This window comes from Mucilaginibacter lappiensis (assembly GCF_900155965.1).
Taxonomy (GTDB): Bacteria; Bacteroidota; Bacteroidia; order Sphingobacteriales; family Sphingobacteriaceae; genus Mucilaginibacter; species Mucilaginibacter lappiensis.
This window is the reverse complement of the sequence record NZ_FTMG01000009.1, coordinates 199,052-215,745: the sequence shown is the minus strand read 5'-3', so window position 1 is coordinate 215,745 and position 16,694 is coordinate 199,052. Positions and strand designations below refer to the sequence as shown.

The following is a 16,694-nucleotide window of genomic DNA, read 5'->3' as shown; positions in this document are numbered from 1 at the left end:
ACTTTGTTAAATCACTCTTTTACTATGTTTGAATTAGTGAGTTAGCGAATTAATGATTTGTTCAATCATTAATTCACTAACTCACTAAATCACTAATTATTCTAACGTGATATCTAAACCTAAACCTCTTAATTCATGAACCAATACATTGAATGATTCAGGAACAGACGGTGTTGGCAGGTTTTCACCTTTAACAATAGCCTCGTAAGTTTTGGCACGGCCGATAACATCATCCGATTTAACGGTCAATATTTCTTGCAGTATGTTTGATGCACCGAACGCTTCAAGTGCCCAAACCTCCATCTCACCAAAACGCTGACCACCAAACTGGGCTTTACCACCCAATGGCTGTTGTGTAATTAATGAGTATGGCCCGATTGAACGCGCGTGCATTTTATCATCAACCATGTGACCCAGTTTCAGCATATATATAATACCTACTGTAGTTTGCTGGTCAAAACGATCGCCTGTTAAGCCATTGTATAAATAGGTACGGCCTGATTCTGGTAAGTTTGCCTTTTTAACCCACTCTTCCACTTCTTCATGGCTTGCACCATCAAAAATCGGGGTAGCGAATTTAATACCAAGCTCTTTACCGGCCCAGCCTAATACGGTTTCATAAATCTGACCCAGGTTCATACGTGAAGGTACACCCAATGGGTTCAACACTATATCAACCGGTGTTCCATCTTCAAGGAAAGGCATATCTTCGTCACGTACAATACGTGCAACGATACCTTTGTTACCGTGACGGCCGGCCATTTTATCGCCTACTTTAAGCTTACGCTTTTTAGCGATGTAAACTTTAGCCATTTGTACGATACCTGATGGAAGCTCATCACCTACACTGATAGCAAATTTATCACGACGATAAGCACCTAATTCCTCATTAACCTTGATGTTGTAATTATGAAGCAAAAGTTTGATCTGATCGTTTTTATCATCATCGGTTGTCCATTTAGTTGGGTTGATATTTTCATAGCTAAGCTCAACTAAAATTTTCTGCGTGAATTTTACACCTTTTGGCACCAAAAGCTCTTTGTAAATATTGAAAACACCTTGTGATGTTTTACCATTCACAATCTCAAATAACTTTTCAATCAAAGTATTTTTGAGTTCTTTTACAGCTCTTTCGTGTTTAGTATCCAGTTTCTCCAACTGTGCTTTTTCTTCGGCCTTAGAGGTCTTTTTAGCACGGCTGAACAATTTGGTATCAATAACAACACCTGCAATAGATGGTGGAGTTTTCAGAGACGCATCTTTAACATCACCTGCTTTATCACCAAATATGGCGCGTAACAGTTTTTCTTCTGGTGATGGATCTGACTCACCTTTTGGAGTGATCTTACCAATCAGGATATCGCCTTCTTTAACCTCGGCACCTACACGGATAATACCGTCTTCGTCAAGGTCTTTAGTAGCTTCTTCTGATACGTTAGGGATATCTGGTGTCAATTCCTCTTCACCACGTTTGGTATCACGTACTTCCAACTCAAACTCTTCAACGTGAAGTGAAGTGAAAATATCCTGTGAAACCACACGCTCAGATATTACAATCGCATCCTCAAAGTTGTATCCCTGCCAAGGCATGAACGCCACTTTTAAGTTACGGCCTAATGCAAGCTCACCATTCTGAGTAGCGTAACCTTCGCAAAGAACCTCTCCTTTTGATACCCTTTGGCCTTTTTTAACAATCGGCTTCAGGTTCATGGTGGTGCTTTGGTTAGTTTTCTTGAATTTGGTTAAACGATAGCTTTTTGAATCGCCATCAAATGAAACCAAACGGTCAAGCTCATTACGGTCATATTTAATACGGATTTCGTTGGCATCAACATACTCCACTATACCATCGCCTTCGGCGTTGATCAGTGTACGTGAATCTTTTGCCACACGTCCTTCCAGTCCGGTTCCAACAATTGGCGCTTCAGGACGTAACAATGGTACGGCCTGGCGTTGCATGTTTGATCCCATCAATGCACGGTTAGCATCATCATGTTCCAGGAACGGAATCAGCGAAGCCGCGATAGAAGTGATCTGGTTTGGAGCGATGTCCATTAAATCAAGTTTCTCCGGATCAATGATCGGGAAGTCACCTTCAAAACGTGCTTTTACTTTTGGTAATGCAAATACACCATTATCATCATAATGCGCGTTTGCCTGACCTATTGTTTTACCATCCTCATCTTCAGCAGATAAGTAGATAACCGGCTCTTGAACTTGTACTTTACCTTCAACCACACGTTTGTACGGAGTTTCGATAAAGCCTAAGTTGTTGATCTTGGCGTGTACGCAAAGTGATGATATCAAACCAATGTTTGGTCCTTCCGGAGTTTCAATAGTACACAACCTACCGTAGTGGGTGTAGTGTACGTCACGAACCTCGAAACCAGCACGCTCACGTGACAGACCACCGGGCCCAAGGGCTGACAGACGACGCTTGTGCGTGATCTCTGCCAGTGGATTGGTTTGGTCCATGAACTGTGATAACTGGTTTGTTCCGAAGAACGAGTTGATCACTGATGATAATGTACGTGCGTTGATCAGGTCGGTTGGGGTAAACACCTCGTTATCACGGATGTTCATACGCTCACGTATAGTACGTGCCATACGTGCCAAACCAACACCAAACTGAGCATATAACTGCTCACCAACTGTACGAACACGACGGTTTGACAAGTGGTCAATATCATCCACCTCAGCTTTAGAGTTGATCAGTTTGATCAAGTACTTCACAATGGCAATAATATCCTGCTTGGTTAATACCTTTGTTTCATCAGAGGTATTCAGTTTCAACTTACGGTTAATGCGGTAGCGGCCCACATCACCCAGGTCATATCTTTTATCAGAGAAGAATAAACGATCGATGATACCACGAGCTGTTTCTTCATCAGGTGGTTCTGCGTTACGTAACTGACGGTAGATATGCTCAACCGCTTCTTTCTCCGAGTTCGAAGTATCTTTTTGTAAGGTATTGTATATAATAGTATAATCACCGCTGGTGGCAGCATCTTCCTTATTCAGGATGATGGTTTTAACACCGGCATCAATGATCATATCAATATGATCGTCTTCCAATACGGTTTCACGCTCAAGGATGATCTCATTACGGTCGATAGAAACCACTTCACCGGTATCTTCATCCACGAAATCCTCAACCCATTTTTTAAGCACCCTTGCAGCAAGCTTACGGCCAATGAATTTCTTCAAGCCTGATTTGCTTACTTTTACTTCGTCGGCCAGTTCAAACAGCTCTAATATATCTTTATCAGAGTCATAACCTATGGCGCGAAGTAGTGTAGTAACCGGGAATTTCTTTTTACGGTCAATGTAAGCATACATCACGTTATTAACGTCAGTAGCAAACTCAATCCATGAACCTTTAAAAGGTATAACACGGGCAGAGTATAATTTTGTACCGTTGGTGTGGCGGCTTTGGCCAAAGAACACACCTGGCGAACGGTGTAACTGTGATACAATTACACGCTCGGCACCATTTATAACAAATGTACCTTTTGGGGTCATGTATGGGATAGTTCCCAGGTACACGTCCTGTACAATAGTTTCAAAATCTTCGTGCTCCTCATCATTACATGAAAGGCGAAGCTTGGCTTTTAAAGGCACACTGTAAGTTAATCCGCGCTCAATACACTCTTGTATATCGTAACGTGGCGGATCAATAAAGTAATCAAGAAACTCTAAAACAAAGATGTTTCTTGAGTCCGATATCGGAAAATTTTCAGCAAACACTTTAAACAAACCTTCTTTATAACGGTTGTCTGAGGTGGTTTCCAATTGAAAAAATTCCTGGAAAGATTGTAACTGAACATCCAGGAAATCAGGGTAATCAAGTACCTTTCTGCTGGTTGCAAAGTTTACTCTTTGATTATTGTTGTTTGCCAAGGTATTATAATTTTAGTTTATTAATAAACCTGTGTTTAGAAGTGAGATATGAGACGTAAGTATTGAGACTAAAAAAATTTCACAAGCTATATCCTGCAAAAAATCTCAAATCTCAAATCTAATATCTCAAGTCTATTGTATATAAACAGCAATAGACCCCGACCAAAATAGGTCGGAGTCTGATGCTATATTTTTATTGGGTTAACTTATTTAACCTCAACTACTGCTCCAGCTTCTTCTAATTGAGCTTTCAAAGATTGAGCTTCTTCTTTAGTTACACCAGTTTTTAATTCTTTTGGTGCGCCATCAACAAGATCTTTAGCTTCTTTCAAGCCTAAGCCAGTTAAGTCTTTTACTAATTTAACAACTGCTAATTTTGAGCCACCTGCTTCTTTCAGGATAACGTCAAATGCAGTTTGTTCTGCAGCAGCAGCAGGGGCATCATCGCCACCAGCAGGAGCAGCAGCAACAGCTACAGCTGCAGCAGCAGGCTCAATACCATACTCATCTTTTAAGATCTGAGCTAATTCGTTTACTTCTTTTACTGTTAAGTTTACCAACTGTTCAGCAAACGCTTTTAAATCCGCCATTTTATTTAAATTTTACTTTTAATGCTTTTTGTTTGTTAATATCGAACTTCAATAAGGTGTTCGTTAACCTCTTTCCTGTAATGTTTTTACAACACCTGCAATGATAGTTCCGCCTGATTGTAGGGCTGAAATAACGTTTTTCGCTGGTGATTGCAGTAATCCAATTATCTCTCCGATCAATTGTTCCTTTGATTTTAGTTTGATCAAAGTATCGATCTGGTCATCACCGATAAATATCGCTGAATCAATATAAGCTGCTTTTAAAACTGGTTTAGGACCTGCTTTTCTCAATTGTTTGATCAGCTTTGCCGGAGCAGTTGCTGATTTAGAGAAAAGGATAGATGATGAACCTTTTAATACATCAAATATTGGAGTGTAATCACCGCCCGCAGCTTCCATAGCTTTTCTAATTAAGCTATTTTTTGCTACCTTCATCGTAATATCGCTTTCGAAACATTTACGACGGATGTCATTGATCTTTGCAACCGTCAGGTCTGAGGTATCAGTAATATAAAAATTACCAAACTCATTCATCTGCTCAGTAAGGGCAAGAACAAGATCGTGTTTTTCTTCTTTATTCATGATTAAATCCCCGCTACTGTTTTAGTTTCAATTGCAATTCCTGGTGACATAGTTGAAGAGAGGTGAATACTCTTGAAATATGTTCCTTTTGCTGCAGATGGTTTTAATTTTGAGATAGTTTGCAATACTTCTAATGCATTCTCATAAATTTTATCTGCAGAGAAAGATGCTTTTCCTATTGAAGTATGGATGATACCTGTTTTATCAACCTTGAAGTCGATTTTACCACCTTTTACATCAGTTACAGCTTTTCCAACTTCTGGAGTTACTGTTCCTGATTTAGGGTTAGGCATAAGGTTACGTGGGCCCAATATACGACCTAAACGACCTACTTTAGCCATAACACTTGGCATAGTGATGATAATATCAACATCAGTCCATCCACCTTCAATCTTGGCAATATAATCATCCAAACCTACAAAATCTGCACCTGCGTCTTTTGCTTCTTGTTCCTTATCAGGAGTACAAAGCACCAGTACACGTACAGTTTTACCGGTTCCATGAGGCAATGTTGCAATACCACGCACCATTTGATTGGCTTTACGAGGGTCAACACCTAAACGAACATCTATATCAACTGATGAATCAAACTTAGTAAGGGTTAATTCCTTTACCAAAGCTGATGCAGCTTCTAATGAATACGATTTGTTAGCCTCAATTTTGGAGAGTGCCACTTTCTGATTTTTTGTTAATCTAGCCACTGTCTTAAACTGATTTTAATATAAATTAATTAATTCCAGGGAGCCGTACCTGATACGGTTATTCCCATACTACGGGCAGTACCTGCCACCATTTTCATGGCTGATTCAACTGTGAATGCGTTTAGATCCACCATTTTATCTTTAGCAATAGTTTCAACCTGTTCCCAATTTACATTGGCAACTTTTTTACGGTTGGGCTCTGCTGAACCACTTTTTAACCCTGTTGCTTCCAATAACTGGATTGCAACCGGAGGGGTTTTAATGATAAAATCGAAAGATTTATCAACGTAAACAGTAATCAAAACAGGCAACACTTTACCAGGCTTATCCTGGGTACGTGCATTAAACTGCTTGCAAAACTCCATGATATTCACCCCTTTTGCACCTAAAGCAGGTCCAATTGGAGGTGATGGGTTTGCAGCGCCGCCCTTTACCTGCAGCTTTACCATCGCACCGATTTCTTTTGCCATTTTAATTTACTTTAATTATAACTCAATGTTAGTAAGTGGAAGCTAAGTAACATTTAAGATTGTTCTGGTATCAAGTAGCTAGTATCAAGTATCATGACTTTAACTACTTTAACCTTATATTGTTGTTTATCGTTCTTTAGTAAGGGTATCAAAAGATCTTGATACTTGATACTAGTTACTTGATACTAAATTATTCTTTTTCTACCTGCATGTAATTCAATTCAAGCGGTGTACGACGCCCGAATATCTTTACCATTACCTTCAGTTTCTTTTTCTCTTCGTTAACCTCTTCTATCACGCCGCTAAAGCCGTTGAACGGTCCGTCCATAACTTTAACATTCTCGCCAATGTAATAAGGCACATTCATTGTTTCGCCCTGGGCGCTCATTTCATCAACCTTACCTAAAATACGGTTAACCTCGGCCTGGCGCAATGGAATAGCATTTCCGGCTTTATCGCCTAAAAACCCTATCACACTGTTTATATTTTTGATGATGTGTTCGGTTTCACCATCAAGCACAGCTTCCATCAGTACATAACCCGGAAAATAATTACGCTCTTTAGCTATCTTCTTTCCGTCGCGCATTTGATAGTACTTTTCGGTAGGTATTAATACCTGAGGTACTAAATGCGTAATGCCCAAACGACTAATTTCGGCATCTATGTATTGTTTAACCTTCTTTTCTTTACCACTGATGGCCCTAACTACATACCATTTCAATTGATCACTCATCGTTGTCTCCCTTGATGTTATGTTAGTGAATGATAAAATATACCAAGCAAATAATTAATGATCTGGTCCATACCTACAATAACTAACGCTATAATAATTGCAGCAACCAGTACCAAAATAGCACTGCTTTGCAATTCGCGCCAGGTTGGCCAAGTTACTTTTTGAGTTAACTCGATGTATGATTCTTTAATATATTCAGCTACGCCTGCCATTTTTTATTGTTTGCTTATGCACGGGAACAAGGATTCGAACCCTGATCAAAGGTTTTGGAGACCTCTATTCTACCGTTGAACTATTCCCGTGTATATTTTATAATAAGAAAACATAAGTTTGCTTTTTACAGTCAAAACTTATGTTTCCAATTAACCTTTTTGAAATTTTTATTTCAAAATTTCAGTTACCTGGCCAGCACCTACTGTTCTGCCACCTTCACGGATAGCGAAACGTAAGCCTTTTTCCATAGCGATAGCGTTGATCAATTTTACAGTGATGGTAACGTTATCACCTGGCATAACCATTTCTACACCTTCGGCCAGTGAAATCTCACCAGTTACGTCAGTTGTACGGAAATAGAATTGCGGGCGGTATTTGTTGAAAAATGGAGTATGACGGCCACCTTCTGCTTTTGATAATACGTAAACTTCTGCTTTGAAATCAGTGTGTGGAGTTACTGAACCTGGTTTGCAAATAACCATACCACGACGGATATCAGTTTTTTCAATACCACGTAACAATAAACCTACGTTGTCACCAGCTTCGCCACGATCAAGGATCTTGCGGAACATCTCAACACCAGTTACAGTTGATTTCAAGTTTTCAGCACCCATACCCAGGATGTCTACTTGCTCACCTGAGTTGATTACACCACGCTCAATACGACCGGTAGCAACAGTACCACGACCAGTGATTGAGAATACGTCTTCAACCGGCATTAAGAAAGGAAGCTCAGTTAAACGCGGAGGGATAGGGATGTAGCTATCTACAGCATCCATCAACTCCATAATTTTACCAACCCAGGTAGGATCGCCGTTAAGACCACCTAATGCAGAACCCTGGATAACTGGAATATCATCACCTGGATATTCGTAGAATGATAATAATTCACGAATTTCCATTTCTACTAATTCTAATAATTCCGGATCATCAACCATGTCAACCTTGTTCATAAATACAACAAGTGCAGGTACACCTACCTGACGTGCTAACAGGATGTGTTCGCGGGTTTGTGGCATCGGACCGTCAGTAGCAGCAACAACAATGATTGCACCATCCATCTGAGCAGCACCAGTAACCATGTTTTTCACATAATCCGCGTGACCTGGACAGTCAACGTGTGCATAGTGACGGTTAGCTGTTGAATACTCAACGTGTGCTGTATTAATGGTGATACCACGCTCTTTTTCTTCAGGAGCTGAGTCAATTGAATCAAATGAACGAGCTTCTGATAAACCTGCATCAGCTAATACTTTAGTGATAGCTGCAGTAAGGGTTGTTTTGCCGTGGTCAACGTGACCGATTGTACCGATGTTTAAGTGCGGTTTACTGCGGTCAAACTTTTCTTTTGCCATGATTTATAATTATTTTGTAGGTTAATTTATACTTAAAAATGTATTCTGTTTTACTCTTTGTTTTATTGAGCCAACAATGGGATTTGAACCCATGACCTCTTCCTTACCAAGGAAGTGCTCTACCCCTGAGCTACGTCGGCTTATTATTTGATTTCGGATGTTTGATTTCGGATTTATTGAAAGCAAACACTCGTAATCCAATTTCTCAAATCCGAAATCGAAATTTCGAAATCCGATATCCTTTTGAGCGGAAGACGAGGTTCGAACTCGCGACCTATAGCTTGGAAGGCTATCGCTCTACCAACTGAGCTACTTCCGCTTTTTTAAACTCCAAAAACTAAACTCTAAACTCTAATTGATTTAGAATTTAGAATTTAGCTTGTTCTGGAATTTCCAGTGGGGGGAGAAGGATTCGAACCTTCGTAGCCGAAGCAGCGGATTTACAGTCCGCCCCATTTGACCGCTCTGGTATCCCCCCATTAGTTAATTCCGGATTTAAAATGTCCAAAGTTGAAGCTAAACACTTCAATCCGAAAAAAACTGAGCCTCCTATCGGGATCGAACCAATGACCTACTGATTACAAGTCAGTCGCTCTACCAGCTGAGCTAAGGAGGCTTATATTTATTTAGCTTTTCTTATTTTAAAACCTTAAATAGGTTTCAAAATTGAGAGCGGCAAAACTAATAAGCTTTTTTATATTTTAAAGAACAATCCCAACTTTTTTTTCAGTGCTTAGCACCTCTCTGAAAGGGATTGCAAATCTACAAAAAATTAAACCCCCACAAAATTTTTTATCAAAAAAAATCGACGAGTGTAAAACTCGTCGATTTTTGCTTAAAAAAGGGCTTTTTTATACTATAGATCGTCCTCGGCCGTCATCAACATAGCCTTTTTGGCGGCGGTGTCGGCAATGGTTTTCTTCTGTTTATGCTTTTCTATCTGCTTACGAAGGCTTTCCATGGCCAGATCCGTGGCTTCTTCAAAACTTTTGCATTTCTCTTTTGCAAAAATCTGGTTACCCGGAAGCAACAATTTTATCTCCGTTATTTTATTTGCCTCATCTTCTACATTTTCCAGTTTTAAATAAACTTCCCCGCTAATTATTTGATCATAAAAAGTATCAAGCTTATCTGCCTTTTTCTGAATAAAATCTAATAATCTCTTGTCTGCGGTAAAATGAATTGATTGCACTGTAATTTTCATGTTTCCTCCTTGAATTACGCCTTTGGATGGGCTTGTTTGTAAATAGACTTTAATCTTTCAACTGAATTGTGTGTGTAAATTTGGGTTGCGCTTAAATTAGCATGGCCCAAAAGTTCTTTTATCGAATTTAAATCGGCTCCGTTGTTGAGCAAACTTGTTGCAAACGTATGCCTGAGTACGTGAGGGCTCTTTTTATCCTGGGTTGATATGTTGGAGAGGTATTTATGCACTATTAAATATATTAGTTTTGGATAAGCGTCAGCTCCTTTATTTGTAACGATTAATGTTAGCGAATTGTTATCAAAATTTTGATTTTTCTTTAAGTCCAGGTATTTACCCAGCAATATACGCAGTTCGGTGTTCACGGGTATAATGCGCTCTTTATTGCGTTTACCCAAAACCTTTAGTGTGCCTTCGTATTCGTTAATATCCTGATCTTTAAGGCCAAGTAATTCGGCAAGGCGCATACCGGTACCGAACAACATTTCAACAACCAACTTATCACGCTGACCTATAAAATCATTTGTAAATATTTCGTTATCATCCAGCATTTGGGTCAAACGGGCACCCTCAACAACCGTTGGAAGGTTCTTGGGTATCTTTTGCGACCGTATTTTGGAGGTTGGATTATCAGTAATAATACCTTCCTGCAACAAAAATTTAAAGTACTTACGCAGCGTGGCCATTTTGCGGTTTACAGATCGGGCAATAATTTTTTGACCCATGAGCTCAACCAACCAGTTACGGATGTCCTGATAGCTTATCTGATTAGGATGGGTAATAATAGACTCTGGGATACCACCAGCCTCCCCCGCATTGTTTAAAAAGCGCATAAACTGATCCAGGTCCGATTTATAAGCTGATACTGTATGAGGAGAGTATCGCTTTTCGAACTTAATATATTGGATAAAACGCTCTAAAAACATAAAAACTATTTGAACATCCAGAGATTGAATGTACAAATAGTTTTAATATAGTGTTAAGAAATTTGAAAAATTCTTTTACAAGAATTAAACAGTTTCCTGATTCATATTTTGCTTGTAGATTGCATGTTTAACAACATGACGACGAGTTACAGATTTTTTCTCGAATGCCTGACGGCTGCGAAGTTCTCTCAACACACCTGTTTTCTCAAATTTTTTCTTGAAGCGTTTCAATGCTTTATCTAATGATTCGCCTTCTTTTACGTTGATAATGATCATAATTCCTAAAATACCTCCTTTCAAGGAGGGTCAAAGGTAAGTACAATTATTTGAAAATCAAACAGGATGTGTATTTTTTTATCGCAAATTTTCTAATCTGTCTACCATTCATTATAACGCACAAAGGCCACTAATGGTGGCCTTTGTGCGTTATAATGCTTTATTACTGTTTATCCCAGTATATCCTGGTATTCATCACATCGGGGCCCTGACGCGCTATTACAGCGTTGTAGTTAGCCTGATTTTGATTAACTTCGGTTTGAGGGTACTGTTGCCTGCGCGGAATATTCTGGCCTGGGCTTAATGATCCAGGTACCGGATCAAGCAGTTTAGGCAAACCGGTTCTACGGTACTCTGCCCATGACTCCCAACCATCTCCTAAAAATCCAGCTATCCATTTTTGTAAATGAATTTGCTCTAAAGCGGTGCTTGCAGAGAATTGTATAGAAGCTTGTGCTGCATAAGTGCTGGCATCAACTGGCGCCACACCATTTTGATTTAATGAAGCTAATACGCCTTGATTGTAAAAATCAGCAGCAGTACCATCACCACCTGATATCCAGCCTAAATGAGCGGCTTCTGCCTGCGTAAATAGTATTTGAGCATATGATGTCCACACGGTTGGTGAACTTTGGTTAGAAACCGCCAGCCCGATCAATGATATATTCCCAGGCTTAGCACGCGTACCTTTATCATAGGCACCCAGTGCATCACCATAAGTACCATAAGGTAAACCTACAAACGTAGTTGACGCAGTTGGAGCTGCATAAACCGGTAACCTTGGGTCATTAAGACCGCTAAGGGTATTTACCAGTAAACTGCTCACGGCATAGTCATAACGACCGTTACGATAATTAGTATAGTACGGGTTTTCGTTAGTTGAGGCACCCAGATAGGCATAGGACGCGTTATCATCATTAGACGTCATTAAGCCGCCCGCTACAGCTTTAGCATATTCTGTTTTTCCGGTAGTTGGATCAACTTTTGAAAGCCTTAAAGCCATAACGGCGTGTAAAGAATTGGCCCAATGTTTCCATTTTGTATTATCGCCGCTAAATAAAATATCTCCGGTTAATGCTGCCCCGCCGTCAAATTGCGCCTGGGCCTCATCCAACTCTTTCATCAAAGCGGTATATATATCTTTTTGAGCATCAAACGCCGGAGAGAAATTAGCTGCACCATTTAAAGCCTGTGAATATGGTATGTCTCCCCATCTGTCAGTGATGGTCAGATAGATAAAAGCGGTAAGAATACGCGCAGATGCTATCTGGTTAGCATTCGAACCAAATTTAGTAGTTGATGACAAACTTTTCTTTGCCGGATCGGTATTAGTGGCTATAATAGTTTTCAAATCTTGTAACGGGCCAGTATAATACGTTCCATAATCATATTGTTTTAATGAAAACAATGATTCATTAGTATAAAATGTTTCTGACATATACTGCGAATACAACTCACCGCAAAAAGAGTTAATATTAGTTGTTGCACCCGCACCATTGATGCCACCTATAAACTGTATGGCGCTGGTTAACATATAACCCGTTTGAACATTAGGCGATTGGTTGGGGCTAACGTTCACATCACCTCCCACCTTACATGAAGCCAGAATAACTACACAGGCTCCAATAATATATTTACTAAAAAAAGAGTTTTTTTTCATGATTTCTGACTTATTAGAACGTTAGCTTAATGTTGAAACCTAAGTTTCTTGTGTTTGGTAACTGCCCGCCTTCATAAAAGGACGTTTGCAGTTGAGACGGATCAACACCTTTAACTTTGGAATAGATCATCCATGGATTTTGAGAGGTTATGCCAAAATACGCAGATTGGAATGGAGTTTTAGCCAACATTTTTTTAGGAAATGTGTAACCAATACTTACTTCCCTTAATTTAACGTATGAAGCATCATAAGTCCATTTTTCCCATATTAAGCTATATACCTGCTCATATAACTGACGTGTTTCTACATAAGTGGTGTTTGGCGTTCCATCTGCATGAACACCTGCTACCAGGGTACCACCACCGTCTGCTACAGCATTACGTACCGGGTTACCTTTGGCGTTATTACCAACAGTTTCAGCACCAAGACCTGAACCATTTAGGTTTTGCTGAGTAACCGACACAAATTTGCCTCCTTTTTGAAAATCAAGAGAGAATGCCAGCGTAAACCCTTTATAATTAAAGGAGTTGGTAAAACCACCAGTATAACTTGGCAACATGCTACCCAAATTAACATTGTTATTTACAATTGGCATACCTGTATCGTCAACTACTATATTGCCACTTTTATCCCGGGTAAAGCCTGAGCCAATGATTTGACCGTATGAGCCACCAACTACACCATTAACACCAAAGCTTGGCGAACCAACAAAGCCGAAACCTGTTGCACCAGCTGGTTGATTGCCACCTGATAAGTTATAAGCGGGTTGGTTATCAGGAGCAACCGGTAAGGTAGTTGTACCTGGATATAGTGATAAAATTTTGTTACGATTAAATGCAATGTTGAAATCAGCATTCCAGATAAAATCCTTTGACTTAACAGGTGTACCGCCAAGAGAAATTTCTATACCATTGTTTCTGATCGAACCTGCATTTACTGTCGCGCTTGAATAACCAGAAGTTCCGTTAACCGGCAATGCTAATATCTGGTCTTTTTGAGTACGGGTATAGTAATTAAAGTCAAACTTAACCCTGTCATTTATGAAATGTAATTCTGTACCTACTTCATAAGAGGTAGAAAGGGATGGTTTTAAATTTGCATTTGGCAAGGCATTTGGCACTGTTTGTACAGGCGATAAGCCGTAAGGAGTTGAGCTCAGCGTATATGTTTGATAAATTTGATATAGCCCTGCATCTGAACCTAACTTAGCTGCTGATAATCTTAATTTACCAAAAGTAAATATATCATTCTTCGGCATTAACTCCGAAAATACAAATGAACCCGAAAGGCCACCATACCAGTATGAATTATTATTTATAGGTAATGTTGACGAATTGTCATTACGTACGTTAAAATCAAGATATAAGAAATCCTTATATCCAAATGAAGTATATCCGTAATAACTATTTACGCGTTGTAAGCCATTATAACTAATCGATGTTGGTGCGTTTGATGAATTACCTAATGTGTAAAGGTCAGGTATGGCCAAACCACCATTGGTATTACCACCGGTATACAAATAACGATCCTGGCGACTTTCGGCGTATACACCAGCTTTTACCGACAGATCACCGAAAAGATGATTATAAGTAACGTTGGCTACATAGTTATTTTCTTTATAAGTATACTGGCTTTGACTGTATTTATCCAGGTTAAGCGTTCCTGAACCTACCTGCGAATTATCATCGCGGTTCAAAAGGTCTTCTCTTGCAATTATCGATGCAGATAAATCATTAGTGATCTGATAAGATAATGTCAAATTACCGTATATACGATTGCTGTTTGATTTAGAAGTATTTTCATAAACCTCTGTATAAGGGTTATCCCAATAGTGAGGTGTTAAATCATCAGGACTGGTAATATTCCATGAAGTAAAAGTACCATCAGCTCTCTGGTAATTTTTAAGTTTACTCATATCAATATCCCGGTGAAACCACTGGCTAAATGAACCGGCAGTTTGAGTTCCGTAACCTTCCGCAGGTATATTGTTTGAGTTAATTTGTGAGAAATTGGCATTTGCACTTACCGTTAATTTCTTAGTAAGCTTTAACTCACCATTCAAACCTACATTATTACGCTTTTGATCAGTGTTTGGTGTAATACCCGTACGATCAATATTGGTATATGATACGCGGAAATTATAATTGTCGGCCGCTTTTGAAAACGCAGCATTAGTATTATAAGTAACCCCTGTTCTGTAAAAATCACGAACGTTGTTTGGCTGAGGTACAAATGGCACTAATTTTCCAAAACCTGGATTTGTAGGATCCCAAAAATACCAAGGGGCATACAGAGTACCATCCATTTTAGGGCCCCAACTTTCATCAACCCCGTAATTATAAGTATTTACACCTGCAAATTGAGCGTTTATTGCCGGCGATGATCCTGGATTATATACATATGGTTTCCATTTAATACTCGTACCACCACCATATTCATTTTGATAATCAGGTAGCTGATAAACTTTTTCAAAAGTAGTTGATTGATTAAGGGAGACACCGATACCTTTATCAACACCTTTTTTAAGTTGAATAACAACCGCACCTTCAGATGCCCGTTGGCCATATAAAGCCGTAGCCGCCGGGCCCTTCAATACGGTAAGTGATTCAATATCATCATTATTAACCGCATTCGGATCTGTAATAACACCATTAACCACATAAATCGGGTTACCACCTGATAAGGAGTTAATACCACGAATACGGATGGTTGAAGTACCGAATTTAGCGCCTGAACCGCCCAATACCTGCACACCGGCAATTTTACCCGCCAGTGCAGTATTCAAATCGGATTGTTTGGTTACCGTTAAATCATCGCCTTTAACTGCCTGAGCAGCATAACCCAATGATTTTTGCTGACGCGAAATACCAAGAGCCGTTACAATTACTTCATTTAAGCCTTTGCTTGATGATACCAAAACAACATTTAGCTGACTGTTGTTACCCACCGGAACATCCAGAGTGGTATAACCAATAAAACTAAATAATAAAATTGCATTAGGGGGAGCATTTAAGGAAAACTTACCGTTGACACCGGTTTGGGTACCGGCACTTGTTCCTTTTACTTTTACAGTTACACCAGGCAAGGGTAACCCATCTTCTTTAGCCGTTACTGTACCAGTAATGGTTCGGCTTTGCGCAAAAAGCTGTGTAACAGCCAATAAGATACAGCACAAAACGAGGAGTATTCTTTTTTCCATAGAAAAGAAATTAGTTAATAGTTAAGCTGGTAAAACTAATTACACTGGTCAAAAAAACAAATCAAATTGTGTAACATTTCTTTTACAAACATTTTTTTAACTATAACCGACTATTATTTTCAGCAATTGGAAAACAAATTATTTTTTTGTTCGTTATACCCCTATTACTGATTCATTCAGTTAATAATAAGACAGTTAATTTAGTTAATTAAAAAGGGAGAAAATACGCGAGGTATTTTCTCCCTTTATTTTTGTAACTATCAGTTATACAGAGATTAATTCATAAAAATATAAAACAAGAAAAGGATGGGTTTCCCCATCCTTTTCTTGTTTTATTTGGAATATACTGTTTACTTATTTTGCAACTTTTTTGCCGGAATCAATGGTAATATAATAACAGCTAAAAAGGCAACAACTTCTAATACAACTAACATAACTTTAATTTTTTTGATTAATATTTAATTCTTTTCCGCATTCATTGCGGCTAAAAACATGCCATAGCCAAAAAGCTGCGTTGATCAGAAAATCGAGTAATTTTTGATTTTGTTGAAATTTAAAAATCAATCAGAAAAAAGACGAGTTATTTAATTTTAAGACTACCTTTTGATAAAAAGCGATAAAAAATGGCTTTTTAAAAGCAATAAATCCTGAATCTATTAAAAAACACGAGTGTTTACGTGAATAAAATCTGACAGAACCCGTAAAGTCACTTAAAATCAAAAAGTTAAAAAAAAAGATTTTACGATTAAACAAGGGCAGCAATCAAGCGATCCTTAATTTTTCATTTTTCTGTCGAAATAAGTCCTAAAGTTTAGGGAATTCTTTTACTTGGTCATTGAATGGTAAAAATTGCCAGTTTGTCAGCAAGCATGACAAATCACAACT

At 38.9% G+C, this 16,694-nt stretch carries 13 protein-coding genes and 5 tRNA genes; all 18 read right to left on the bottom strand.

Features of this window, described 5'->3' with window-relative positions; translation table 11 throughout:
• Positions 1–96 precede the first annotated feature (96 nt).
• Positions 97–3,900: a DNA-directed RNA polymerase subunit beta gene (rpoB, locus tag BW976_RS17845; RefSeq protein ID WP_076374904.1), complete on the bottom strand. Its 3,804-nt coding sequence runs from the start codon at positions 3,898–3,900 to the stop codon at positions 97–99.
• A 206-nt stretch (positions 3,901–4,106) separates the two neighbouring features.
• Positions 4,107–4,490 (bottom strand): 50S ribosomal protein L7/L12, encoded by a 384-nt coding sequence (rplL, locus tag BW976_RS17840; RefSeq protein ID WP_076374902.1) that lies wholly within the window; start codon positions 4,488–4,490, stop codon positions 4,107–4,109.
• Between the two features lie 63 nt (positions 4,491–4,553).
• Entirely contained in the window at positions 4,554–5,072 is a 519-nt protein-coding gene (gene rplJ, locus BW976_RS17835) for a 50S ribosomal protein L10 (RefSeq protein WP_076374900.1), read from the bottom strand.
• Positions 5,073–5,074: 2 nt separating this feature from the next.
• Complete coding sequence (gene rplA / locus BW976_RS17830) at positions 5,075–5,773, bottom strand: 50S ribosomal protein L1 (RefSeq protein ID WP_076374898.1); 699 nt, start codon at positions 5,771–5,773, stop codon at positions 5,075–5,077.
• A 29-nt stretch (positions 5,774–5,802) separates the two neighbouring features.
• On the bottom strand, positions 5,803–6,243 hold the full coding sequence (gene rplK, locus BW976_RS17825) for a 50S ribosomal protein L11 (RefSeq protein ID WP_076374896.1): 441 nt from the start codon (positions 6,241–6,243) through the stop codon (positions 5,803–5,805).
• A 190-nt stretch (positions 6,244–6,433) separates the two neighbouring features.
• On the bottom strand, positions 6,434–6,976 hold the full coding sequence (gene nusG, locus BW976_RS17820) for a transcription termination/antitermination protein NusG (RefSeq protein ID WP_076374894.1): 543 nt from the start codon (positions 6,974–6,976) through the stop codon (positions 6,434–6,436).
• 17 nt (positions 6,977–6,993) lie between these two features.
• Positions 6,994–7,188, bottom strand: coding sequence for a preprotein translocase subunit SecE (gene secE / locus BW976_RS17815; RefSeq protein ID WP_076374892.1), 195 nt, complete (start codon positions 7,186–7,188; stop codon positions 6,994–6,996).
• Positions 7,189–7,207: 19 nt separating this feature from the next.
• A tRNA-Trp gene (locus BW976_RS17810) sits at positions 7,208–7,278 on the bottom strand.
• A 78-nt stretch (positions 7,279–7,356) separates the two neighbouring features.
• Positions 7,357–8,544 (bottom strand): elongation factor Tu, encoded by a 1,188-nt coding sequence (gene tuf / locus BW976_RS17805; protein WP_076374890.1) that lies wholly within the window; start codon positions 8,542–8,544, stop codon positions 7,357–7,359.
• A 68-nt stretch (positions 8,545–8,612) separates the two neighbouring features.
• Positions 8,613–8,684 (bottom strand) — tRNA-Thr (locus BW976_RS17800).
• Between the two features lie 106 nt (positions 8,685–8,790).
• Positions 8,791–8,863, bottom strand: a tRNA-Gly gene (locus BW976_RS17795).
• Positions 8,864–8,941: 78 nt separating this feature from the next.
• Positions 8,942–9,022, bottom strand: a tRNA-Tyr gene (locus BW976_RS17790).
• Between the two features lie 65 nt (positions 9,023–9,087).
• Positions 9,088–9,160 (bottom strand) — tRNA-Thr (locus BW976_RS17785).
• Between the two features lie 240 nt (positions 9,161–9,400).
• Positions 9,401–9,748, bottom strand: coding sequence for a ribosome hibernation-promoting factor, HPF/YfiA family (hpf, locus tag BW976_RS17780; RefSeq protein ID WP_076374888.1), 348 nt, complete (start codon positions 9,746–9,748; stop codon positions 9,401–9,403).
• Positions 9,749–9,762: 14 nt separating this feature from the next.
• Positions 9,763–10,710 carry a tyrosine-type recombinase/integrase gene (locus BW976_RS17775; protein WP_317042946.1) on the bottom strand — a complete coding sequence of 316 codons (948 nt, stop codon included), beginning with the start codon at positions 10,708–10,710 and terminating at the stop codon, positions 9,763–9,765.
• Positions 10,711–10,758: 48 nt separating this feature from the next.
• Complete coding sequence (gene rpsU, locus BW976_RS17770) at positions 10,759–10,950, bottom strand: 30S ribosomal protein S21 (RefSeq protein ID WP_076374884.1); 192 nt, start codon at positions 10,948–10,950, stop codon at positions 10,759–10,761.
• A gap of 163 nt (positions 10,951–11,113) precedes the next feature.
• Positions 11,114–12,610 (bottom strand): SusD/RagB family nutrient-binding outer membrane lipoprotein, encoded by a 1,497-nt coding sequence (locus tag BW976_RS17765; RefSeq protein ID WP_076374882.1) that lies wholly within the window; start codon positions 12,608–12,610, stop codon positions 11,114–11,116.
• Positions 12,611–12,623: 13 nt separating this feature from the next.
• Positions 12,624–15,809 carry a SusC/RagA family TonB-linked outer membrane protein gene (locus BW976_RS17760; protein ID WP_076374880.1) on the bottom strand — a complete coding sequence of 1,062 codons (3,186 nt, stop codon included), beginning with the start codon at positions 15,807–15,809 and terminating at the stop codon, positions 12,624–12,626.
• Positions 15,810–16,694: the final 885 nt, after the last annotated feature.